We start from the raw sequence: 24,904 nt of genomic DNA, 5'->3' as shown, positions 1-24,904 counted from the left end.
CTCATACGGTAACAACCCTCAAAGGATGTGGTTAATAATTGATCAGCACGACTGATTCTGGCACATTCTTTTGGCAGTAATTATGGGCAATACCTCAAAGGGATTAGCCCATGAAATTCTCCATCAAGTGTTCCGATCTAGCTCACTACCTCAAAACCGTTGCACGTGTACCCCAGCGCAAAGCCACTGACGTCTACGGTCACTTTTTGATACAGGTAGATGCCTCAGGTTTGGTGCTGTCTGCTCATAACGGCCAGAAGCAAATGAGCCTAACCATCCCAGCCGATCTGTTCACCCTGCAGGGCGATGGGTTTGCTGTCTGCGTCCCGGCAGTCAAGTTCGACCAAGTGGTTTCAGCTCTGGCAAAAGATGCGATGGTTTCCATCCAGTTTGCCGAGCCTAAGCTCGTGATTTCAGCTGCGCGATCGCGCTTCACTCTCGCCACAATTCCTGCCGATCACTTTCCCGTCATGGAGTTCACTGCCGACCAGAGCAAGGGTGAGCTGAACATCGCTGGTAGTACCCTCAGTACCGCAGTTCATCAAGTGGGCTTCTGTGCTGCCCGTAATGACGTTCGGGTGATGCTCAACGGCATTCTGTTCGATTTCCAACAGGGGCTCATGACCCTCGCTGCCGCTGATGGACTTCGCCTGGGTGTCACTGAAGTACCTGTGACTGGTGAACCGATGCAAAACTTCATCCTGCCGAGCAGCTGCATTGAGGATGTTTGCCAATTCGTTGGCACCGGAAGTGTTCGGGTTTCAACCTCTGGCAGCATGGCGCGCTTCACTCGAGAGGGTGGCGTACTACACACGAAGCTAGTTGAAGGAAAATTCCCTGACTACCGCAAGCTGTTAGCAGCTGCTGAGCAAGGCGACGTCGCCCGCATTGTCCGCGACGAATTTGCTGGTGCTATGGCCCGTGTCGGGCTCTTGTCCGAAGGTGCAGTTTCCTTGGTGCGCCTCGCAGTTTCCGCCGAGTCCATTTCGATCCAGTCAGTGGGCGGTAAGGCCGAAGACCTGGCCGACGATGTTCTCGCATGCGACTACAACGCGGAGCCGCTGGAGATTGGTTTCAACGGCCAGCTGGCTGGGGAAATTGTACGTTCTCTTGGAGCCGCCGAGATCGATGTGATTTTTTCCGGAGCTGCTTCTGGCACGCTCCTAAGAGCTCGAGACTTGCCATCACACAGTTTCGTATTGATGCCGGTACGCCTATAGGGCCAGGCTCTGGAGATAAATGATGAGCAATGTTGCGATCCAGCTTTCAACACAACACCAAAGCCCGGCAGAGCCACGTATTGGTAGGGGCTTCGATCTGCCTACCCAGACCCCGGCACTTCCAAGCCTCGATGGCCCAAAGGGGCTCCTGAGCGCTCAAGATGAGCAAGCTCTGGGCTTCCGGATCCTCATGGGTCAACTGGACCTGGTACGGGCATTGGCCGTCGATACGAGCATTGTCTCTTCGATGGTCAAGGAGATCTGGGATGCCATGGGCGAGAAGGACAAGGTCGACAAAGCGGTTGCGCTGATCTACCACGACGGTGCCTGGTTACGTGTTGGTACCCTGCCTGAAGGCGACTACTCAGCCAAAGAGGCTCACAAGAATGCAAAGGCTATTGCTGATCAGAAATTCGCCTCACTTGTTCGACGCAAGCTGAACACGATCCGAACCCTGATTAGCGAATTGCGGGGCTATGCGGCCGAAGGCATGGACGGCACTCTCTTCAGCGCTGCTGTTCGCGATGAGCTGCGTTTGAAACTCGCTGAGATCGTTCCATACGACTACATCTTGAATCGTGCGGCTGATCAATTTCGCGTCAACTGCAAGGAGTTGAGTGCTCGCACTCGTGATCTGATCAAGTTTATCTGCGACGAGGTTCGGATTTCTAAGATCAAGGTTGAAGGGATCATCTCTGGCAACTGGACATCACCTAAGCTGATTCCGGCATTACTGATCTCTGGCGGCTATGAGCTTAAGCTTTTCCCCCCAGCTGCGATGAAGAAACTCCGTCTCGGTATCACCAGCCGTCAGCAAGCAATCCTTGACGCTGCGTCCACCGGCGAAGCACCAGCCATTGAGATTCTTTCCGCGTGGTCCGTTTTCAACCGCGTTGATCGTGATATTGAGAAATGCGCTGATATCTTCACCAATGCAAATGTTCGTCTGGTAGAGCAGCAAATCGGCCGCTTCCGTTTTGCGGACAAGGAAATTGCTCGGTCTGCAGCCAACATGGGATTGACTCGTGCGGTTTACAGATTTGCGCCTGAGATGGGTTTCCGTTTCTCGACGATCGCGCTCACTTGGATCAATGTATCCATCAGTCGAGATCTGGCTGACCAAGAGTCCATCCGCCTACCCGAAGGTATGCATAAACACCGTCGCATGATTTCTAATATGCTTCGTGATCAGCCAAACGTGTCTATCAATTCCCTGGCCGAGGCAACGAAGCTGGAGCAGGACGTTGTTCGTGACCTTGTCCACTTCGCCGGCGGTCAGAGATCGCTCGACACAGCGTTCCAGGGCACTGACTCTTCAGATGCAGATGGCCTTCATGAGCTGCTCGCTGACACCAACAACGATTTCATGTCTGAGATCGAAGAAGACAGCATGCGCCAGTTTGTAGAAAGCGCCCTGGGAGACGTTCTAACTCAGCGCGAGATCTTCGTAATCGTCAATCGCTTCGGCATGGGCGACGCCCGTGAAAAAACCTTGGCAGAACTATCGGTCGAAATGAACCTCTCGAAAGAACGAGTGCGTCAGTTGGAGATCCAGGCTTTGAGTAAAATTCGCGACTCTGAATTCGCTGAGACGCTCTTCGAAATGTGGGGTGACATGTGAACGATCGCTTGCCTCTTCCTGGGGCCGACGTAGAAGTCCAGGGCGTTATGGGAACCTTCGTGGGGGCCGATCTTATGAGTAACGGGCAGGTTTATTTCACGATTCGATCATCGGCCTCGAACGTGTCCTTAATGGCCATCAAGTGCATTGATTGCCTGGTAGGTATCCAGCGAATCAGTGACTGTGTCGTTACGGTCTCATCGGGGGCGTGTAAGTGGCGCAAGAGTCCGACTGGGGATCGATTCGATGAGGATTTCTCAACGATGCTCGGTCACTCTGTTGAGGACTTCCAGGCATCTGAAGATGTTCAAGGTTTTCAGGCCATGCTGTCACGGCGCAACATGGCTTGGGCACGGTCTCGTTGACGTGGTGACGCATCCTGTTTCTCTACGACCATGCCTGCGAACTCATCACGACCTTCAAAATCACCGTTCACCTCAAGTTTCCATGCCAGCGAAAGCATGCGTTCCGCATCCTCGCAGTCAGGCACCTCATTGAGGTTGTCGATTTTGGACTCTTCCGTTTTGACCTCCTCTACAGTAACTGTTTCAGTTTCCAGGATGATCTCTACAGGAGGTGGCGCGGGCGCAAGAACCGGCATGCCTTTGTATCTCCGTACCTCATTCACTGGATGCGACAATTCAGGAGGATGCTCATAATGCTGCGCCTCGGACGCATGGTTGCTCAGCTTCAGGTTCCAAAGGAACGCCAAGGCAATTACGAGCAACACTAAGCCTACAATCCAAATCAAATTCGATGGCACATCAATCACGACAAATTCTCCCGTTGCTAATACCCTAATAGTGGCCACCCACTACCCCATTTTATGTGGTTTTCGCTGGTGGCACAGCTCGCTGAGCGGATACTCAAGTCATTCTCTCAAGGGCATCACCATGAACACAGTACGCAGCGAACAGACCCAAAGCATCAGCCTTCCAGTAAACTTCAATGGTGTGCTTAACGTCACACTCCCCGCGCATGTCAATGCTGAGGAGTTTTGCGCGATGGCACTCGCTCAGTTCAAGCAGCTCCTCCAAGCTGAAACCGCCATGGGTGAGACGGGGGAAGCCTCCTTCTCGTTTGAGGGTGATGTTTGGAGCACTGAGGGCCAAGCCCAGGTTGGCGATTTGATGTTTGAGGTACAGCACGACCTCTCAATGAACGTATCAGGTGCGCTTGTTGCGCTTAAACCGCGAAAGGGCGAGTTCGGGGCGGACCGGTATCGCAGTCGAATCTGCGCTTACGTATCTGAGCACGATGTCTACGTTACAGGCCGCTGTCCACAGACTGACGCAGAGCGAGTGCTCGTGCTTGTCCGGATGGACGCTTCCGACCCCACTGTGCACGTTATGAACCCCTCATTTGACGAAGATATGAGCCTCGATGGTCAGGCGCCTTTGGTGAGTGTTCCATTCCGTGGCATGTCATTCGCCCTAAATTGACTCGACATTGAGTGGGAGGTCGACTCCATAATGATCAATCCCTTTACCCTCTCAAAACCTAGATTGGGTCAGCCCTGCAACGGATGTGGCTATTGCTGCACGGTTGAACCTTGCATGCTGGCCAGCACCTACTTGAACTGTACCTCTGGACCTTGCGTCGCTCTCGAACACAATGATGGGCGATCTAGCTGTGGCTTAGTCCGAAACCCCCTTGGCTATTTGTACCAGGCGGCCAATCCAGACTCCACGGTATCGGTTCTTGATCCATCTCCAGACCTGGAAGCTGGCTACCACTTATCCGTCAAGATCGCTGCTGCCTTGGGCGTAGGGCAAGGGTGCGACTCTGACGATACGGCCGATGCGTTGCATTGGCCTTCGCACGTACCCGTAACCAACATTCCTTAGCCCGTTTTAGGGCACTCCAACTCCACTATTAGGTAAAGATTCCTTTTTGGAGATTGGGATGACCACTCGACGCGAATTCAACAAGCTTTCTGCGGTTACCGCTCTAGCAGCTGCGTCTGGTCTGGGCCTTGGGCTTAAGCCGGAAGATGCCGAAGCTGCAGTAACATCACTAGCGACCCTTCTTGTCATTGATCCTGTCACCCTCAGCTATATGGTTTATGGCCCTTGTTGCTGGTGGTGTGAGGATTACCTCATCGTGTCCCACTATCAGCCTGTAGCCATCTGTGAAGTGATCAAAGGCGGGGGCGATACCGCCTTGGGTCAGCCCATCAGCGGTCCGCTCAGTGCCGGCACTGATAACAACGACTACACCTCAATGCATGTGCGACTTTGGGAGATCCCTGACTGGGCCCTTGATATCGCTATGGCCTATCAAAGCTGCAAGCTTTGCGGGCCTGATATGGCTCGGACCTCGAATGTTGGGTTGACCAATATCCTTGATGTATGCGGAGCGGCATCTAATGTCCTCCAAAGCAAAGCGCTCAATGCGTTCAACCAAGCCTTGCCTAGTTGCTTTCCAAAAATGATCTATGACACTGAATTTGACCCCACTTGGAACACCGGGTGCAGAGATATCGGTGTTGCTTCCGCCTTGGGTATGGTGGCATGCACAAATCCTCTGACATCCAGCGTTTCCCTTTTTGGGTCGGAGATCTGCATAGGCACCAGGTGGGGAGCCCTTTATCCGCGGCAAATGGCTGATCACGATGACAATGCGGCAATTGCCGCAGGAAAGGCTGCCTACCGAGCAATTCATGTCAGTGGCTTTTCTGTTGGTTCTTTCCCTTTCAATGCCTCTCTTTCGGTCGGAAAGCTTCAGCAGACGTCACCAGGGGTAACTGTAGGGTTTGAGGCTGGTAGCTTGCTTCTGGATACCCAGATGCGGTTGTGGCCAGTATCGCTGGAGGAGATCTATACCTTTGTGTGGTGGGTCCCAGTTGTTTGCTGCAAATCCTATGATGAGATCATGGGTTTCTGTACTCCACAAACGTGTGGCTGATGGGCTTCTGGCACGTGATTTAGCGCATAGAGTGGTCCCGACCATGAGGATCACACTATGCCAAGCGTTCAAATCAATACCTCTCCCCTCCTACGCAATTTCGCTACCCTGATGCCGAATACCTGCATACAGGTGACCACAAAAATGGGACCTCAGACGCTTCTCAGGGCTGAATTCCCACCTGCCGACTACCCCGTCGACTCAGATCAGCAGTTGCAGTTTCTCCTGGACTTGATTGCCACTTCGAATCCAGGCGCCCTGGACTTAATTCATGAAGTCGCAAGCCGCTGCGTTGAAGATCAGCGTACGGCAATCGGTGACTTGCTTCGTTCCGCTCCCAACCGGCACAACAACTAACTCTCGAAAAAAAAGGCTACCCTTGGGTAGCCTTTGAATCAGAATGTTTTTTGTCCGTAAATTTGGGCAAGCTTTCGGGCCAGTCCCTCAGGGTTCGCCGAATACTGAACCGCGCCGGTATTGCGAGCAGTGTCCGGCATACTCTTAGCCCCAGATGATTCGTGATCTTGGGCCATGATCATTTTTGCTTTGCCCTTGATCGTTCTGATCCCACCAGACCCATCCATTCCCATGCCTGACAAAATGATCACCCCGAGGTGCGGGTGACAGTCGAAGACAGAACGAATCACTGCATCTATGCATGGGTTGAATGACACAGATTGAGCGCTGTATGGCTGAAGGTGGATCACACCAGCATTGATCACAATCGTGTTATCGCGCGGAACCAGGTACACGGAGTTAGGCTTGATTTTCATGCCTGACTCCGCTGATTGAACTCCCCACCCCGGAGCAACATCCTTCAAGCGTGCCAGCATCTGACTGTATCCAGCTTCTGACATGTGCTGGGCAACGAAAATTGAAATGGGCATCCTTGGAAGATCACCAAAGAACTGACGCAGCGCCTGCGGTCCACCTGAGCTCGCACCAATGATCCAAAGGTCGGGCACGTTCTTATTGTCCGCCTCATCCTTTTTTTCATCCAATTCGTTGGCTAGGTCAGGCAGAGCCAATTTGATTTCTTCGATCGTACGGTTTCGCCATGAGATACGATCACGTTGAGCCATGGCATACAGATTCTTATCGTGCACAAGACAGATGGGCTCTTCGCGGCCCAGTGCCTCCATCACCTCCTCACATTCCACGACGTTCGAGTCCGCCATGTCTATCAGCAGGATATGTGCATTGCTGATTTCCAGGTCGCCATCTTTCGCATGCGAAACGTCATACATGATCAGGTCGCCGACCAGTGGTGCAAGAAGCTCAGTGAACAACGCCTTTTGCACCTCATCCGTACTTACTACGCCAACTCTCATGCTGCGGATTCCTCCATCGATTTCTGCGCCTTGATCTGAGCTACAGCCTGTTGAAGAGACGGTGCATCACAAGGTTTGAGTAGATACTTGGTCACGCCGGCCCGCATCGCTTTTTCTTCAAGGCCCGTACGTGTAGTGATCATGATGATTGGAGTGTCGTCAAATTCCGGCTTGCGCCTGATCGCCTCAGTGAACTCGAAACCGTTCATATTCGGCATCTCAACATCAACCAGCATCAGGTCCGGCTTATCGATTAAGCCCAACTTGTGCAACGCGTTCTGACCGTCGACTGCAGTTATGACGGTGTATCCGAATCCGGTGAAGATTCGCTCAAGTTGACTGCGGTAGCTTCTTGAGTCGTCTACTACCAAAACAGTTGGCTTTTTTTCACGCTTCAGCGAACGAACGCGATTTTGTCGAACTTGATACCCTTTCGAACCTTGCTTGAGATTCAGTCGAGCCATTTCCATTACGTCCAGCACGAAGACAGGACTGCCATCTTGCATCTCTGTCTCACCCACCAATCCACGGACATTCGCGAGCATACCTTCAAGCTTTCTGATGTGGATTTCTGGCATAGAGTCGACTTCAGCCACCTCGATAGCTATCCGTTCATCACCTTGCTGGCAAAGAATGACTGTTACATCCCCTCCTTTCTGATCGGCACTGCGTGAGTCCGGCATAGCGACCAGATCTGCTAGGTGAACGACGTCGAAGCTGCGGTCGTCGTACGTGACAGTAGCAAAGCCATTAGCTGCTCTTTGCGCTGCCAGGGAACTACGAGATACAAGTAATACTTGAACCATTGAATAGCTCTGAATCGCAAACCATTGGCTGCCAGAGCTCACTATCATTGCTTTGTTAGAGCCGATTGTGAATGGCAACTCAATCAGAAACCGAGTGCCGATACCCTTCTCACTTTCGATATAGAGGCGACCCCCAAGCCCCTCAACAGTGGTTGCAACGATGTCCATCCCAACACCCCTGCCCGAGACATGCGTCAGCTTAGCCGCGGTCGAAAAACCGCTATGTGTGATCAGTCGCATGATCTCGGCACGGCTCAGTTGATCGCTATTGGAGATGATCTTCATCTCAATGGCTTTACGGTGTACGGCTTCAACATCAATGCCTCGACCGTCGTCACTGATCTCGAGAACGATGTGTTTAGCCCGGCGGGATGCTTTGATGTTTACAGAGCCTAATTCCGGCTTACCAAGCCTCAAACGTTCGGCAGGGGGTTCGATACCGTGGTCTATGGCGTTCCGAATAATATGAGTCAAAGGGTCAGATATTGCGTCCAGCATCATCTTATCCATGATGACTTCTTCACCCGCCATCGTCGCTTCAACTTCCTTGCCAGTTGCTTTCGCGGCTGTCTTCGCAGCCCCTGTCAGCTTCTGTCTGGCGTTGAGGAATGGTACCAGGCGAGAATGGAGCAGATCTCGCTGGAGTCCGATTAGGGCGGGATCAAGCTCATAGAGAGCATTTCGCATTTGGCGGATGTACGAGAAGATCTCGTGAACCTGTTCACGGACTTCATCTACTTGTGCACCCATTGCAACATGCATCGCAGAAAGGTCATTGAACCGCTCTAAATCTGCTTCAGCAGCATCCTCAAATTTCCGGGCCTGAGGTTGATTGTTGAAGAAGCTCCTGAGGGCCGTCGTAAGCTGACCGTGTTGAAGACTGTTGGCTTCAAGTAATTCCCGGGCACCGGTTAGCCGGATGTGCGCCTCTTCGTTCAGGGCACTAAGACGGTAGCGTACCGCGACCAATTCCGAAGCCCTTTCCGCAGCAGCCTCTAACAGATGAAGTTCTACACGGATCTTTTCGGAGGTACCCCCGTTAGATTTCTTGCCCTCATTACTGGCCTGGGCCTGCTCACGCCCTAGCAGGTCTAGTACAGCGTTAGAGACGATCGGTTGTTCGACTTCAATATCGCTGTCCATTTTAATGGTGTAGAGCCTGTCGAATGCCTCGGAAGCTTGGCGGGCGTATTCGGCTCGTACTGGATCGTCCTCAAAAGATTTCGCATGCGAAATCTTTTTGCTAGGGGCGATTTGGTTTTGGTCATCAGTCTCCCGCTGAGGTTGGGATTCCTGCACAGGATTTTGATCAGCAGTTGATTCTTTCGCTACGATATCGTCGGACTGAATCAGCTGTTCAGGTGCTTGAGGAATGTTTAAGACTGTCGCCTGCTCGGCGTCATCAGTGGTGATTTCCTCATTATTTATGCCTCCCTGAACGCTATGCTCACGTACAGCTGGGCCATACTCGCCATCAGTTTCCATCTCGGCAGCAGCCGTTGAAGCTTGGCCCCTGCCACCTTTTCCGCGGCCACCTCGTTTCTTCCGAGCCGGTTTGGTTTCAGCTTGATCAGCGCTGACCTCATCGAGGAACGTTACCTCCGGCATTTGTTCCGGTACTTCGCCTGTGTCATGAGGCTGCTCGAGACTGGTTTGGTCTTCGGTGGCAGGCTCAAGAACGGGCTCGCTTGGGATCACGGTCTGAATCTGTGCCTCGAGTTGAGCACCGGGAATTGCTTGATCTGAATGGAGTAAAGACAGATCGATTGTGTTTGTATTTACGGATTGTTCAAGGCATTGAATCAGGGCACTCGGTATTGAGTATCCACGGCCCTTCTTAACATCCTCCGTCATCGCCGTAATAGCTTGCATCACCAGCATAACTAGCTGAGCGCACGCTGGACTTGGATTGATAAGCTTAATTGAAAGGCTTTCAAACAGACTTTCCATCGAATGCGTAATTGCTGCAATCGATTGTGCTTCCGCCATCAACGCTGCACCTTTCAGGGTGTGCATATTGCGTTTGATGGTCAGCACCAAATCTTTATCGTTCATATCCTCGAGCCAGGCTGCAACGTTGCTTTCGAGATCGGGGAACACATCCTCAGCTTCATCTAGATAGAACTGGAAATCCTCGTTGTACTCTGGAGGAATCTCCATAGACGCTTGAATGGTGACTGCTTCAACTTCCTCACCATGGGTCGGTCCTGTGTCGTTGGTCAAAAAAGATTCTGCATGCGGAATTTTTTGCTCCTCAGAATCACCTTCCGATTTGTCGTGCCTTGCGAAAACCTCCACCTTCTGCTCGGTTGGCGGCTTAGCAATCGCGGCAGGCATTTCAGTGAATTCCGCTTCCTCAATGTCATCTCCAATCGAGGCAGCCATCGTGACCCATGCACCTAAGCGCGAAGTCTCAGACACCCACGGGAAATCCAACATGTACTTATGCGTCTGCGCGAGTACGTCGGTAAGCACCGATATGTCGTCGGCCGTTAGCGCTTTGCCAGCCGTGAACAGAACCTCAAAACGAGACTCTAGGACGCCGTATACCTCGTGCAATACCTCACAATTCACAGACCCTGAGATGCCGTGAATTGAATGCGCAGCTCTGCAAATGTCACGAGTCAGATGAGGTTGGCTGGCCTCGCTAAATGACAGGAGAATCCCGTGGTAGAGGACGAATTCCTCACGGTAGAGTTCGATGTGGCCGCCGTCGATGCCTTCTGGATATTCGCGGAGCTCAGTAACAGTATCGAGTTCAACCAACTCACCAACCAGCACCGAACTAGTATCTGAGGAGTCAGGATTCTGATTCACGTCGTGGTTGGTAATTTGGGGTTCGTCGAGTGCTTGGACGATGCCTGGATCGGACTGGGCAAGTAGGGCTTTCTCCATATCCCTAGTGAAGATAGAGACCTTACCGCGAGCAGAGTATTCGTCCATGCAACGGAAAATCATCTGGAGGGACGAAACGACTAAAGCGTCAGCTTCGGTGCGATTGAAACCCTCATCTCGTGAATGGTTATTAACCGTCTGACTGAACGTGCCCATTGCTCTTGCAAGGCGGTGGAATGAGTCGAACCCATACAGTTTCGCACCCATCGCCAAACGGTCCGCGGCTTTGTACAGCTGCTCCATTGTCTTTCTATCGCGAACATCTGGTTTGAGCAGTACGGGCTCGAAGATCTTTCTGAGCTCAAAGATTTCTGAGAGGAAGTGATTTTCGTCGCTCTCATTAACTTCGTCGGTAGCGATTGCTGCCTCAAACTTTTCCATCAATTCTGAGGGAGATACAACATCAACGTGCTCAACCTGGATGTTCAGCTCGCTAAGTGCTTCTTCAGCCCGTGTCATGAGGGTAGGGGACGGTGCCATGCCGGCCAGAATGGCCGCAAGGTAACTCTCGACGGCTACAAGTGCCCGTGCCGACATATCTACCGCAGTGGACCCTTTGATCCCCTGTTCAGTCATCTGACTCAGGAAGCCCTGGCATGACCCATTGAGAACAAGACCTGCACGAGTCAATCCCGTGAAGGACAGTGCGGCGCTGGCGCCTACCAAGCAGTTTAGGCCTGATCTCAAATCCTCGATGCCTGCGCCGCTATCCAAGTGATCGGTGATCGAGCGTCGGGTGAGTGCCAACTCTTTGATGGATTGCTCCACAACGCTGGCGATGACGTCAGGTTTTACCCCTGGAATACGCAATGATTGAATCGATTCGTTTGAGTCCAGGCGTCGGATGTGTTCATCAAGGAACATGAAATCCGACTTCAGCTTCTCAATCACTTCAGTTGTGAAACCGTCCACGGTGGACACCTTCTCCACTCTCGCTAGCGATTGCGCCGCGACAGCAGCCATCTCGCTCTCGTTCACCATGTAGAACACGCTGGCTACCTGCCGGATGGAGGCCCTGAAGGTCGCAATCTGGGCATCAAACGTCAGCGGCGATTTGCTGATGATCGCCCGGCCAAGGGAAACCATAGAGGTTTCCAGCAGAGGTTTGAGCTCGACTACCACATCCTTTATCGAGTCAGCACTGGCGGTTTCAATACGGGCTTGAAGCTCCGCGAGCGAGGTAGCGTCCACTGACTTTCTGACGTTGAATACGGCCAACACGTCTTCGATGGACTGGGGTAGCTTCGCGGACATGCTTAAGACAGAAAGCAGGGATTTGAATCTTGTGACACCTAGCGTCGCTTTAGCACCATCCTCTCCGTCAGACTCGGCTTTCTGAATGGCAACAGATAGCATACGAATTTTTGAAAGGGTATCGCCAGCCGCTCGGATAGCACCACAAGCAAGTGCTTCAGTCAGGCACTCCCCGACCCACCAAAAGCAACCGACTTCCAAATCGCTTGTTACGACCTGAAGTTCTCGAAGAATGTCGCGCAGTTCGATAACCGCAGCTTTATTCTGGTTGGTCATGTACGCGCTGAATGCGGTTTGAAATCGCTTGGGCGAACGACCAAAGACATCCTGACGTTCATCGTCAGAAACATCGCGGTTTCGATGTGGTGGCTCGACGTAGACGAACTCCACATCGGGTGGAAGAAGGTTGTCCTCTTCCAGTAGTGGAACCCCACGGAGCTCCCTCAATTCGTTGATCTGTTTAGCAAGGATGCCAGCGCTATCTGGCGCGCCGTCCACAACCATACCCAGAAACTTCGGTATGGTCAGAAGACTACCCATTATTGAGACGAGCGCCTGCTCAATCTTCTCTTGAGCTAGTCGATGATCTGCAATGTTTGTAACGATGATCTTCACTTCGAGTGCTAAGGCACTGCCGCCGATGCACTCAGCAACATCGAGCGCGGCATGGATATGCTTGACCTCGATCTCGACATTTTTGAATGCAGCATCGCGATCCTTCTTTTGGTTTTCAAACCAAACAGGCTCGGCATCGGGTGGAGGACTCGCTAAAGCTTTTGACTTTTTATTAAAGACTTCAAGCTGCAACTTGGTCGTGTCGACGCTCTTCTGTATAGGAGCCCGAAGCCAAGTCAGTTGGGCGATACGCAGTTTGTTAGACATCGACAGACCTTTGGAATACGTTGGGATTACTGTTTGGAATACGGGTCATGAATGGGTGAGACCAATTGAGGGTCTCCCCGGGGCCGGTGATGAGGTGGCCACCTGGGACAAGCATTGCTGAAAGTCTGTCCAGGATTTCGTATCTAGTATCTGTGCGGTAGTAGATGAGCATGTTCTGTGTGATTACGATGTTCGGATTCGCCAGTTGCACGGGTCTGTCTTGCAGAATGTTGTGCTCCTCAAACGTCACCATTTCACGGACGAACCTGTGAAATCGCATCTTGTTACCGCGGGTAGGGGCCGCGGCCAGTAAGCCAACACCTTCATGCCTTGGGTACAGCCCCTCACGCGCAGTGTTTATGCACACAGATGAAACATCGGTACCGTGAACCCTGAAAGTCGGGTGACCAGCATCTAGTAGCGCGGAAGCAATGCTGAAAGGCTCTTCTCCGGACGAACATCCGACAGAGAGAATCCGCGGCGAGGTAATGCCTTCGCATAGCTTGACGATTCGTTCAGTGGCTGGCAGCGATCGAAAGAACCGAGTTTCATGGTTCGTAGCCAGATGTAGAAGCATTGACCATGTCTCAGCGTCCACACGGCCCGACTTACGCCGTTCATCCAGGCTTTCCAGGTCCATACCAATACTTTCTACAAAACGCGTCAGAGCGCTCTTGAACGCGCCCTGACGGTTAGCATCAATCTGTATTGAGAACCTAGCCTCGATAGTCACTAACCATCGGTCAAATATGTCCAGCTCAGCCGGTGCATCGAGGCTATTCATCGTCAGTCCTTGGAGAATTGAGCGATCGTGCTCTGTAGGTCTTGAGCTTGTCGGTTAACGTTTTTGATTGCGACGGCTGTCTGCTCGCTAGCTGCGCTGTTATCAGCGCTGTACTGGTTTACGCTGTCTACAAGATCTCCCACGTCGCTCGACTTCGCCTTCAGCTGTTTTGTGTCTTCGGTTGCACGCTGTGCACCCAGAGTCAGGTTACCAGCCAGGTCCTTGATGTCTTTCAATGCGTCTTGAGCAACATTCGACCTATCACGGAGCTTGTCTGTTTCACGCTGCGCACGATCCACCGCGGACTGGTTTTCGCGTGCGGCATCGTTCATTGTTTTCAGCTGGACATTAATTTGCACGACCGCATCTTTCGTCTCTTCACTAAGGCGGGACATTGCCTTTGCTGCGTTGGCAATGCGGATCGACTGCCCCTTATCCTGAAGCTCATCAGCCATAAGGTTTGCGTTGAAAGAGAGCATCGCGGCCCTGGAGGCTACCTCTGCAACAACCTGCGCAATTGTTTCCAGAACCTGGAAACTCTCGATCATGTGTTTCGAGCGGTGTTGGATTGACAGGGTCTGCTGTTGCAGCTCGAGGATGTTGTCATGAACCTGTGTTACCGACGATTCACCCGAGGCAACCTTCTGCACCATGTCGTCAGAGATCTGCTGAGTCTCTAACGTCATATCCTCAATCTGGTTGATGAACTGAGACAGATCGCCAAACAATTGGCTGATATGTTCAATTGCCTTGTCCTGCTCGCCACGATTCTGTGCAACGTTCTGCTCAGTTATCAGGGTTTGCTCAGTCGCTGCGGAAAGGCCAATGATTGTTTCTTTGACTTCGTCAAGAATTGTGGCGAAATTGCCAAATGTTTTGTTAAGGCCCTTGGCGATATCGCGCGTAGCTTCGTTGTCTTCAGTCAACCGTGTATTGAGCTTGCCCTGCCCTACCAACTCGATCTCATCAAGCAGCAATTTCAAATGCTTAGATCGTGTGCTTATCGAGACCTCTTGATGGCGGCCCTGAGTCTCAATGGACTCTGTACGACTGCTAGTGATCGATCGCATCATCAGCATTGAGATAATCGAAAGGAGCAACGTTAATCCGCCCAGGCCTGCGACGATAGTGATCCCCATTGGGCGACTGTCAGGCAGTGCTTCAACTGAACCGATGAGGCTGGCCGCGGACGAAGAAACTCGGTCACGGACATTCCAAATAGTTTTCGCATGCGGAATGTTTTCACTTACCCCTGATGCGTTATCAATGGTCTTTTGAACCAGGCGAACGACGGATTCAGCTTCTCGATAGCTTTTGACCAAGGGGGTCATAAAGTCTTGATCTTTTGGAAGCGACTGTCCGAGCCTGGCCAATGTAGTCACATACTGGCTGAATGCGCTCGCAGCCGCCCGCAACGTATCGCTGTTGATAGCGCCATCCGAGCTCAAAGCTTGCTGGCCTTCTTCCAGCGACGACACAGCCTTAGAAAGCTGTCCCTTGATTTGCGGCCCGGCCGATGATGCTTCAAGGCTCGCACGAGCCTCCTTCGCAGCTTTTAAAGCCTCGGCTGCGGTTCTCTGGGTGTCAGCCAGAGTCCTGCTGTATTGATCAGTAACTGTACGCTGGCTAACAATTTGGGAGATTGATGGTGAAATCTCTGCCCAGACCTTCTGAAGTGATTCCAGATTCGCCAGCACTACTGGTGGAGCTGGTTCGATACCTCGGACTGGATCACCGTTGCGCAGAGCAGCGAATGCTTTCTCTACAACATTTTCTAAATTAGCCATATCTGAGTTGTAGCTGCTATCTGTCGCTGCTCGCTCAGCAAGGTAAATGGCCTGCATAGCGCTTGTTTGTGCTTGGTAGCTGGCCTTCAGCAAGAAGCCTTGCTGGGTATTGTTTTTCAGGAATTGATACCCGGTATAACCGGCTGCGCCACCCGACAGGAGGACCATAATTGTTGCTAGTGAAACGATGGAAGAATTATTACTCATGCTGTCCAATCTCGGGTGGGGGTCAAGTGAGGTCAACGTTCTGCAGCTTGTCGTCTGCTATTAGCGCTGGGAGATCAATGAGGGCCCAGGTGCGGCCCCTTGCAGTTACAGCTTTCCGCATGCTCTTACCAAGCCCTGGGGGGATCATGAATTCACTCTGATCGCAATCCCGAAGCTCGCTCGCAAGTAAGAATTCGCAAATCTCATCTACGACAAGTGCCACGTTACCGACGCCCTCACCGCCCTTAACAAACAGGGCCGCTCCTGCTTCATTAACTAGGGCGGGGTCTCGATATATGTTCAAAAAGCGTGAAATATTTACGAAGGGAAGGAGTTGTCTGCCCAATCTCCCAGCGCCCATCAACCACGGCTTGGTGCCCGGAATTTGATTGAGCAACTTCGGCACCTGATCTACAGCAATGATCGAAGTAGACGGGCTAAGGCAGTAAGTTTCACCTATCCGGTAACCGGCAAAGTGCATCCCCCCTTTCTGCTTGAGGCTATTCAAGGAGTTCATCCATCTCAGTTAGAGCTTGTTCAAGCTTCGCCCGTGTGAAGGGTTTAGTCAGGTACAGATCGGCTCCGCTTATGAGACCAGATTGCTGGTCGAAAACGCTGCTTGCACCTGAAAGCATTGCGATTGGCTTGTCACCCCAATCCTTCCAACCGCGTAGTAGCTCGATGAGCCTAAGCCCGTCGAGCTGGGGCATTTCACGGTCTATGAAACATGCGTCGGGGTTTGTTTCTCGGATCACGGCCAGGGCCTTATACCCATCCTCAGCGACGTGAACCTCGTACCCGAGTTTTTCAAGCAGCGTGATACCTAGCTTCCGCATACCGCCGGCATCATCGACGATGCAGACAGATCTGATTTTGGGCATATTGAATCCTCTTCTATGCCCTAATAGTGAGGTTCAGGTGCTCCATATCTGGGGTATCAGCGAATCTGAGGTGGTTTTTTTTTGGCAGTCGTTATGTTGCTTGGGTTTAGGAGAACCCAGTGCCGTCAAAAACAAACCATCGATCTGCATTTGCCTCTGACCCGAAGTTTCTTGAGCGTCTTGCAAAGCAGGGGTTAACCCCAAACACACAAACAGCTGCCACCCCTCGCTCAGAGATAAACGCCCAACCCTCTGGCCGGACAGGTGAAAGCAAGGCAACCACCCGCATGCGCAAGGTGCGTGATGCCAATATGGACGGACGGAATGATCGGTTTGAATTCGACACGTTGACTAAGTCTTTGTGTGCCTTTTTCCCAGGTGCCCTACTTCTAGGACTCAATGTGATGTTGCGAGTGCATGATGCGAAGAGCACCTCTCTCAAAGCTACCTGGGTTAAACGAATTGAAGCGATGAAGCTTGAAGGCATGCCAGTTTTCAAAGAGTGGCTTGCTCGCGCTGAGTACCCAGTCATTGTGGAAGAGATTTATATAACCCCAGAAGTTAGGCTTTTGGACCACGAATCAGTGGCAGCAGCTTGCAAGCCTATCCTCGATGCATTCGTCGTGAATGGCTTTTTGCCGGACGACAACGGTCACTTTATAGCCCATCCCCTCGCCTTCACTGAAAGGGGCCAGAATCCTGGTCTCCTCATCCGGTTTAAGCCTACTCCTAAGCCGTGGGGCTTGATCGATGACGACACTATGCTCCGAGCTAGGACTTCAATGCTCGGGAACTGAACGATCTGTGGAAACCCAATCCTCGACGACATGGTTTTTGAGGACGAGATCTACACAGTCTCGGCCTTAGCTGAGTTGTCGTTTATTGTATTTTTGGCTTGACCTTGCATTAATTCTCATGTCGGGTATACCTGTGTATCCGTTACACGACGAACAGAGTGGATACACGTGTATCAATTAGATCCGAAAAAGCTGTCCTGTCTGGGTATCCAGGATGTACCTACAACCCTCATGAACATTGAGGTCGAGCGGCTTCACCCTGGGGTTTGGCAGAAGCGAAAGCTATTCAGTGAAGAGTCCTTGGATGACCTGGCGGACTCGATGAAGACAACGGGAACGAACGTTGTCCCCATGATTGTATGTTTCCGGCCAGATGGTGACTTCAGCATCATTGCAGGCGAGCGTAGATGGCGTTCAGGCCAACGGCTGGGGTTTCGAACCCTGAAATGCGAGGTTGGTGCCTATAGCTATGAGCAGGCTGCATACATTTCGGCTGTTGAGAATCTTCAGCGTACGGACCTAAACCCCATCGAGGAAGCTACCTCATACAATGACCTTTGCACGGAACTGAATCTTTCACATGGCGATCTGGCTACTCAGCTAGGAAAGAGCCGAAGCCACATCTCTAACTATGTTCGCTTGCTGGATTTGGACATTCGAGTACGCGACTCGCTAATCAGCTCCCGGCTTTCCTACGGTCATGCTCGGCCTCTTTGCTCATTGAAAAACAAAGCTGATCAACGAAACATTGCGGAAAAGGCTGTTCGGTTTGAATGGAGCGTTCAAAAGATTCAGCAGGCAGTGAACGCTCTCACTCAGCGTAAGCCCTCCCCCGTTAAGCTGTCTGATACGGATCCTGATCTCAAGCGTCTTGAGCGGGACATTTCAGAGGTCACTGGGCTAGATTGCGTTGTTAAACGCACTCCTGGCGGCAGCTGGCAGTTGGGGTTTCTCGCACCCGAAAGTGAATCGTTTACCGGCCTTCTAGACCGATTGGGTGTCCGCTTCGATTCTGATTTGGAAAACTGAACCGCGACATCATGTTTTTGGGACACCTGCCCTCCACTATTAGATAAATACATATGGATTCCCCGCAGATGCTTTCCCACCTCGAACTCATAGATTGTTTTAGTCCTGAGCGCGATGCTGGGCAGGAGATCCTCAGCGGTACAGCTCCAGGACCATTCCGCATGCGAAATCTTTTCAAACTGACCCTGTTGGCCGCGGCGCTGACGCTTTCGGGATGCGGTTCTCACGCGTCCAAGCCGTCAGAGTTATCGACCCTTGAACCGCAGAGCCAGTATGACGATCGCATTCAAGATGCTTTGGGCGCCCAAAAGTACACAGAAGCACAGATCCTTTATCAGCGCAGGTTCAACGATTACCAAACGCAGATCGACGATCTGGAAAAGAAACGGCGTGACTTGGACGCAAGGCTCAACGCCAGGGCTTACGAAAGTGGCCTAGCCGACGCACCCGTTTCTGATACTGAAGCGGGGCGAATACAAGAGTACCAGGAGGCCTCAAGAGCCTCTCAGTCACGTGTTGCTGAAGCTACCTCTCGCATGGCTATCGAGCAGTCATTGATCGAGAACAGGCGAGATAAGGAGCTCTTAGAAGCGGACAGCAAAGCCGCTAAGCTGATTGCCGATATAGAGATCAACGCTGCTAAGGATCTCTCAAAGGTTGAGGATCGTATCAATCAAGACATTGAGGGAAGGCGCAGTATTGATAGCGCTGAACGCCTTGCTGAGTCAAAGCGGTTTGATGATCAACGATTTACCCTTGCATTAGCTAACGCTGAGGCTGAAAGGCTTGCTAAGGAGCGCCGTGATCAAGAGTCGGCCGCGTTAGATAGAGCACGAGCCGAAGCTTCCATGCATGTGAGCGCTGAAGAATCAAAAATTGCAGAGCTTCAACGACAAATTGGTGTAATCGAAGCCAACCTGGTCAAGGTCAAAGGCCAAGATCAGCTTGCAATCCGAACTCAGGAATCGAAGTTGAGCTTCGCCCAGGGTGAAGTCGATAGGCTCGCTAAGATCAGTAGCGAACTCAAGACGTCGGCATCATCAGCTCAAGCTGGTCTTACCCCAGCAGGCTCTGACTATGTGCAGGCGAAAAATGCCGAGTTCAGTCGTGCTCGCGCAGAGGCGGATGTCCGGAAGACTCAGTTGATTGCTGAAGTGAAGTCGCAATCCGCTCGGGATAAAAACGAAATCACAGCAAGAGCAAGGACAGAGCTAGCTTCGCTTTCAGCAAACACTGAAATGGCTAAAGCGGATGTGATTGCACCGGTTGTAACCGGAAGGGCCGTCTACAACGGGACAATGAAAACCAAGGCAGCCCCCAAAATCCCAACTGAAACACAAGCCTCGCCTCAAAAGCCTGCTACTCCTGTGGCTAAGGGAGCTCCAGTTCTCACCATTAGTAGGTTCGAACCAAAAGTAGATGCAACGCCCAAAGTTGTCACGAACGATGAGATCGGTGGCGTTGTGCTAGCAGGAGGTCCACGAGTTTCTATGCCGGCCGCACAGGCTTCTGTAGCCCCTCTGATGGTCTCGCCCAAAACACGCACGATCTACGACGTTTACTATGTGTACAAGGACGAGGGGAGCTGGACTAAATTTCAGCAGTTTTTGAAGGCATACGGGATCACTGATTTCGAGCCTACCAGGAATAACAAGGCAGGTGAGTTTTTCATCTATTGCGGTCGTTACTACGACAAGGATGAAGCAGCGACTCGAGTTGCGTACTTAAACAAAACGACCGCCTCATCCAATGTGAAGGTGCGCGAAACGCAGGTTCCTCGATAGAAAAAGATTCCGCATGCAGAATCTTTTTATTTGGTCTATATCCCGCATTGCGTGAGAATTCAAAAAATATTTGCGCATGCGGGCTTTTATCCTTGAAAATGCCCGCGATGCGGTTACATTGATCTGCATCTGCAAAGGAGCCAGTCATGTCACCGAAGAAACGCACCCACAAGCCTGCGAAGGTCATTGTCATCGAGAACCAGAAGGGCGGCGTTGGCAAAACCACCATCGCTTACCATCTCAGCTGCTACCTGGCTGAGCAGGGGTACAAAACCTTAGCTATCGATCTAGACGGCCAAGGAAACCTCTCAAGCCGGTTCCTCGATCGATCCAAGCGAGTAGGTGGCTGCCGCTCCGTTCATCTTTTCAACGACACTGCGCCTGATCTCAAACCTCTGGACACACCAGACGGCGTCGATTTGATCTATTCGATTGATCGCGATGTCGAGCTCTTCAACGTTGAGCGTATGGATTTCGACAAAGCCCTGATCAATTTCAACGAAAATCTTGACCCTATGCTGGATGCGTATGACTACATCGTCATGGATACGCCTCCAGCCCACGGCAACAAGATGTCTGCTGCAAGCATCACCAGCAATTACATCTTTGTTCCTGTTGAAATGGCTGCCTTCGCCGTAACAGGGGTCGAAAGTGTTCTTGAAACTCTGGCTGAGATTCAGCGTTATGTATCGGACCGGCTACAAGTGACCGGCGTCATTTGTAACCGGCTCCGTCCGGTTAACTCCCACACGGAAGCGTTGGCCGAGCTTAATGCTGCGGGCGTGAACATCCTGACAGCTCGTTTGGGGACAAACGGCGCAGTGGATGATGCGTTACGGGATGGAGTGCCTGTGTGGAAGAACAAAAGAACAGGTGCTCAACGAGAGACAGCCAAGAGCATGGTTTCTCTCATGCAGGAAATCTGCGGTTATGTGGGTGCTAAGATCCAACCGCCACAAGCTAAGGCTGTAGCGAAGCAATCAGGAGTTACAAAGTAATGGCCCGCGATCTTACCCGTCTTAAAGGCCTTTCCAGCGTTAATGCGCTGACAGAGGGAGCTCAGCAGGGAACTGTTCTCGAGCTGGACCCAAGTCAAATTCGCGTAGAAAAACAGGTCCGTAAAAAATTTCGTAACATCGAAGAGTTGGCGAGATCGATGAAGGAGGAGCAGCAATCTCCGATCATCGTTTCGCCTCTAGACAAAAACACTAACACTTATCTGCTTCAGAAAGGCGAGCGGCGGCTGCGTGCCGCGATGCTCATCGGAGAAGGTTTTAAAATCAAAGCTATCGTCGACCCGACGATTCGAACAAAGTCTAAATCCACAGCTAGCCAGTTGGCTGAGAATATTCAGCGTGAACCGCTTACCCCGATCGAAGTCGCAATCGCGCTGGTTGATTTACGCGAACAGATGAAGGAAGAGGGCAAGAAAGGCACCGGCCGTGAACTCGCAGATTATTGCAACAAGCCCGAATCGTGGGTTTCTAAACACCTGGCACTTGCTGACCTACCTGATGAGCTTGCCGCTCTCATTGATGATGAGATCACGTCTGATTCGGAATTGATTCAGTCATTAGCCAAAATTTGTGAACTTAAACCAGATTTATATTTACAACTGATCGATCAAGCACGGTCTGAAGGCGGCTTAAGCCGCTCTGAGGCCCGCGATCACTTAAAGGCAGCTAAAGGGTCGCCTGCGCCTAAACAACCATCCGAGCCCCCTCATGTAACATCTCAGGTGAACCCACTAACAACAAATCAAAGTGGGACTGAAGTTGAAGCCGGCGGGGTAGGGCAGGGTGGTATCGAAACATCCGATCCGCAAGCGCAACAGGGCGGCGAAGATAACCTTGCAAAAGAACAAAACGGCGGAGGAAGCCTCCCAAAGACTCCGCCACCAGTAACTACACCGTCAGAACCTGGAGCCGGCCACACTGAACTGAACCCTACGCCACCAACGGCTAGGCAGCAGGCGAAGAAGCTCGGGAAAAGCGAAGTCCGTGAGATTCCAGCTGATCAGATGGTTATGCAGGTTCGGGTATGCACTGACAAGAAGCACTTCACCGGCGAGTTGCTTCTGAATGTGGTTTGCGGAAACCCTAACAAAGGCATGGTTTCGTATCTCGATGGAAGCAAGCAGCAAAAAGCTCTGTTTGACCTTGATCAGATCGAAATAATTACTATTGCTCAGCTAGCGTCGGGCGACTAAAAGATTTCGCATGCGAAAACATTTAAAGGGCTGCGGCCCTTTTTTTGTGCCTGATTTGGGACATGCCGTCCTTGATTCTCAATCTGCGCAAAAGTAGCCTGAAGGTGTTTTTAGTGATCTCCCTGTGCTTCGAGTATTTCTCAAGCGCTGATCACGGCCTGCTCCGACCTACGTTATTTCGTTGGTTTGTTTAGGTGGTCTGTCTGAGGTGCTACTTCTCCTCCGGCCTGACTAATCGTTTTTGCTTTGACTTTTGCTTTTGCTTTTTTGCACTTGCTTCAGCTTCACAGCTTGCCTTTGACTTCAGGTCTCTCGGCTTCGCTGATCTGCTCTTTAAAAAGTCATTGTCTTCGGTTTTTCTCAGGATTGCTTCCTGCGACTTGTCGTTTGGTGTTTACACATCCATCCGTCACCTCGCTCATTGCCCATCTGTGCTTTCACTTGCATGTGGTCGGTCTGCTTGGATTTTGACGTTTGTGTGTGTGTCCTTTCGCACTCACCATTCATCACTATCTTGTCGCAGTTCGCCGTCCCGATCTTAAAAACTATGACATCTCTGATGCAGTATCAAATCTCCTCAGAGAGATGTGTTTCGACTACCTTATCGTTTGTCGATACTGAAAACCTCAGGACTATGCCACCGTGTTCGCCGCTGCTCTTTGCTGGTTATCAGCTCTTGATGCGCAGTTCATAGTCGTGTATTTCGCCCGCACCACACTTCGTGATGTAGGTTTAGAGCGTTTTCTTTGCATCTATGACTCTGTCTGGGTACCCCTCGTACAGCTTTTCTCAAGGCTGTAGGAGCGGTACCCAGGCGAAAGCAATCCCAACAGGCCCTGGCGTTCGCGTCAGGGCTTTTTGCGTTTCTGGTACATCGTGTCCTTGAATACGAGTTCCGACAGCTTTAGCGTCATAGGTGATCTTTTTGCCAGTTTTTCGCATGCGCATTTCGCATCGAACTCTGTCGAAGGTTCCTCGTACAGCTATTTGCTGCGCTAGGGCTCTTTAAAAATCCGTATTCACGTAACACACACCCTCAAGGGCACGCCTAATGCCCCTTGGGACATGGCTGCCTCATTTTTCAAGGAGATACAGCCATGTCAGATAGTCAAAAACGTCTTCCTTTGAAGGACGAGGTTGCCGATATTGTTAAGCACGCTGGTGGTTGGTTAAACGTCATCGAACGTGTAGCCCCTATCCTCGCGCCCGCAATTCGACATCATGGTCACGGCGTAGATTGTCCTTTCCCAGAGCGTCATCGGGAAGGCGGCGGTCGTGACTCCTTCAGGTTTTCCGAAAAGGCGGACCATGAAGGCCGGGCCATTTGCTCCTGCAACCAGGACGGATGGAGTCAGTTTGATCTGCTTATTCAAGCAGGTGTTGGCAGTAATTTTGTCGATGTCTGTAAAGAGATTAAGCGGGCGTTTGGTGGCGGTAGTGAGGCGTATAAGGCTAAAGAAGCTCCGGCTCCTAAGCGTCAGCGTCCTCGTTCAACTGCTGAAGACAATGCAATTAAGGCGGCTTCGATGAAACAGATTGTCAAGGATCTGCTTCCGCTTGGTCATCCTGATGCTGCAGTCGGACGGTTGTACTTCCGTCGCCGCGGAATCCCACTCAACAAAGCCATTGGCGATGTTAAATTCCATCCAGCTCTTCCGTACTACCGCACTCGTGTGGAGAACAAAGTCCGGATCAAGGAACTGGTAGGAAGGTTCCCGGCGATCGTGTCTGCATTTCGTAATGGGCAGGGTAGGGTGATGAACCTTCATCGCATCTTCCTCACTCAGGACGGATTCAAGCTTGATCACCCCCTGGTTTCGAAGCCTAAGAAGGTTTGCTCAGGTTTGGACAACTGGTCGAAGACACCCGTTGCTATTGCCACCGTCCCAGAGTGCAGAACCTTGCACATATGTGAAGGTGTCGAAAAAGGATGGGCGCTTCATCTGGTTACAGGTGAAAGCGTACGGGCTGCTAATAGCTGCACGTCTTTGCCTGGTCTCTACGTCAACCGTGATGAGTTTGACGACGTTGTGCTTTGGGCCGATCACGACCCTTACAACGAAGTTAGCGAAAAGCATGGTGCAGGTCAGACCTACATGTACAAGCTCTTCATCGAGCTGATGCGTGCAGGCTTTCGCGTATGTCTCATGATCCCCGATACGAACCCCACCAAGGAAGCGAAAGGTCCTGACTGGGAGGACATCGCGGTCAATGAGAAGGTGCTGGAGATGCCCCTGACTGAGCGTTTTGACTACCTGCGTACCCGTGCTCTCGAAGGCGGTGTGTTTACACCTACAGGCCACGTTAAGAAGATCCCGAAAGAGACCTTTTTGGCTGAGGCTAAAGTGGCGTGACTACAAAATGCGTATTTCGCTCATCGTGACCGGTCATTTCGCTAACAACGTGACCGGTTTCTCCACCCGATTGCGCGGGGTCTAAATTCTAACCGCATCGGTCACGATGCCGCTTCTTCTTCCGTCTTTTTACGTCGCAGCGACTCACCCTTCATC

17 protein-coding genes are annotated in these 24,904 nt (G+C 51.7%); 10 read left to right on the top strand and 7 right to left on the bottom strand.

Features of this window, described 5'->3' with window-relative positions:
- The first annotated feature begins 110 nt into the window (after window positions 1-110).
- Together dnaN and K5E40_RS26805 are read left to right on the top strand one after the other, a co-directional pair.
- On the top strand, window positions 111-1,220 hold the full coding sequence (gene dnaN / locus K5E40_RS26810) for a DNA polymerase III subunit beta (RefSeq protein ID WP_078465878.1): 1,110 nt from the start codon (window positions 111-113) through the stop codon (window positions 1,218-1,220).
- A 22-nt stretch (window positions 1,221-1,242) separates the two neighbouring features.
- A complete protein-coding gene (locus K5E40_RS26805; protein WP_078465877.1) occupies window positions 1,243-2,841 on the top strand; it encodes a sigma factor-like helix-turn-helix DNA-binding protein in 1,599 nt (532 codons plus the stop codon).
- 316 nt (window positions 2,842-3,157) lie between these two features.
- On the opposite strand, the gene K5E40_RS26800 is transcribed toward K5E40_RS26805, so the two are convergent.
- Window positions 3,158-3,613: a hypothetical protein gene (locus tag K5E40_RS26800; RefSeq protein WP_153045960.1), complete on the bottom strand. Its 456-nt coding sequence runs from the start codon at window positions 3,611-3,613 to the stop codon at window positions 3,158-3,160.
- Between the two features lie 121 nt (window positions 3,614-3,734).
- Here K5E40_RS26800 and K5E40_RS26795 point away from each other — a divergent pair, with 121 nt between their 5' ends.
- Entirely contained in the window at window positions 3,735-4,283 is a 549-nt protein-coding gene (locus K5E40_RS26795) for a hypothetical protein (RefSeq protein ID WP_078466149.1), read from the top strand.
- Between the two features lie 463 nt (window positions 4,284-4,746).
- Entirely contained in the window at window positions 4,747-5,748 is a 1,002-nt protein-coding gene (locus K5E40_RS26790; protein ID WP_078465875.1) for a hypothetical protein, read from the top strand.
- A 395-nt stretch (window positions 5,749-6,143) separates the two neighbouring features.
- Here the strand turns inward: K5E40_RS26790 and K5E40_RS26785 are convergent, their stop codons facing one another.
- Genes K5E40_RS26785 through K5E40_RS26760 form a run of 6 tightly spaced genes read right to left on the bottom strand, consistent with a single transcriptional unit; the run spans window position 6,144 to window position 16,575 of the window.
- A complete protein-coding gene (locus K5E40_RS26785; protein ID WP_011923268.1) occupies window positions 6,144-7,079 on the bottom strand; it encodes a chemotaxis protein CheB in 936 nt (311 codons plus the stop codon).
- A complete protein-coding gene (locus tag K5E40_RS26780) occupies window positions 7,076-12,916 on the bottom strand; it encodes a response regulator (RefSeq protein WP_078465874.1) in 5,841 nt (1,946 codons plus the stop codon). Before K5E40_RS26780 ends, K5E40_RS26785 begins: the two co-directional genes overlap by 4 nt.
- On the bottom strand, window positions 12,909-13,700 hold the full coding sequence (locus K5E40_RS26775; protein WP_011923270.1) for a protein-glutamate O-methyltransferase CheR: 792 nt from the start codon (window positions 13,698-13,700) through the stop codon (window positions 12,909-12,911). Before K5E40_RS26775 ends, K5E40_RS26780 begins: the two co-directional genes overlap by 8 nt.
- A 2-nt stretch (window positions 13,701-13,702) precedes the next feature.
- A complete protein-coding gene (locus tag K5E40_RS26770) occupies window positions 13,703-15,694 on the bottom strand; it encodes a methyl-accepting chemotaxis protein (RefSeq protein WP_153045959.1) in 1,992 nt (663 codons plus the stop codon).
- 22 nt (window positions 15,695-15,716) lie between these two features.
- Window positions 15,717-16,202 (bottom strand): chemotaxis protein CheW, encoded by a 486-nt coding sequence (locus K5E40_RS26765; RefSeq protein ID WP_161952145.1) that lies wholly within the window; start codon window positions 16,200-16,202, stop codon window positions 15,717-15,719.
- Complete coding sequence (locus K5E40_RS26760) at window positions 16,195-16,575, bottom strand: response regulator (protein ID WP_011923273.1); 381 nt, start codon at window positions 16,573-16,575, stop codon at window positions 16,195-16,197. Before K5E40_RS26760 ends, K5E40_RS26765 begins: the two co-directional genes overlap by 8 nt.
- Window positions 16,576-16,694: 119 nt before the next feature.
- Between K5E40_RS26760 and K5E40_RS26755 the strand changes: the two genes are divergently transcribed.
- The 6 genes from K5E40_RS26755 (at window position 16,695) to K5E40_RS26730 (ending at window position 24,748) form a co-directional block, all read left to right on the top strand.
- A complete protein-coding gene (locus tag K5E40_RS26755) occupies window positions 16,695-17,372 on the top strand; it encodes a hypothetical protein (protein ID WP_011923274.1) in 678 nt (225 codons plus the stop codon).
- Between the two features lie 168 nt (window positions 17,373-17,540).
- The gene (locus K5E40_RS26750; RefSeq protein WP_011923275.1) at window positions 17,541-18,401 is read left to right on the top strand and encodes a ParB/RepB/Spo0J family partition protein; all 861 of its coding nucleotides are present in this window, start codon (window positions 17,541-17,543) and stop codon (window positions 18,399-18,401) included.
- A gap of 161 nt (window positions 18,402-18,562) precedes the next feature.
- Window positions 18,563-20,185 carry a hypothetical protein gene (locus tag K5E40_RS26745; RefSeq protein WP_221733353.1) on the top strand — a complete coding sequence of 541 codons (1,623 nt, stop codon included), beginning with the start codon at window positions 18,563-18,565 and terminating at the stop codon, window positions 20,183-20,185.
- Between the two features lie 146 nt (window positions 20,186-20,331).
- Entirely contained in the window at window positions 20,332-21,183 is an 852-nt protein-coding gene (locus K5E40_RS26740) for a ParA family protein (RefSeq protein WP_011922811.1), read from the top strand.
- Window positions 21,183-22,394: a ParB/RepB/Spo0J family partition protein gene (locus tag K5E40_RS26735; protein ID WP_078465868.1), complete on the top strand. Its 1,212-nt coding sequence runs from the start codon at window positions 21,183-21,185 to the stop codon at window positions 22,392-22,394. Before K5E40_RS26740 ends, K5E40_RS26735 begins: the two co-directional genes overlap by 1 nt.
- Before the next feature lie 1,097 nt (window positions 22,395-23,491).
- A complete protein-coding gene (locus K5E40_RS26730) occupies window positions 23,492-24,748 on the top strand; it encodes a hypothetical protein (RefSeq protein WP_078465867.1) in 1,257 nt (418 codons plus the stop codon).
- Window positions 24,749-24,904 lie beyond the last annotated feature (156 nt).

Origin of the sequence: Pseudomonas baetica (assembly GCF_019733355.1) — a bacterium.
Taxonomy (GTDB): Bacteria; Pseudomonadota; Gammaproteobacteria; order Pseudomonadales; family Pseudomonadaceae; genus Aquipseudomonas; species Aquipseudomonas baetica_A.
The sequence above is the reverse complement of the archived record's forward strand: the minus strand, read 5'-3'. Positions and strand labels throughout refer to the sequence as shown.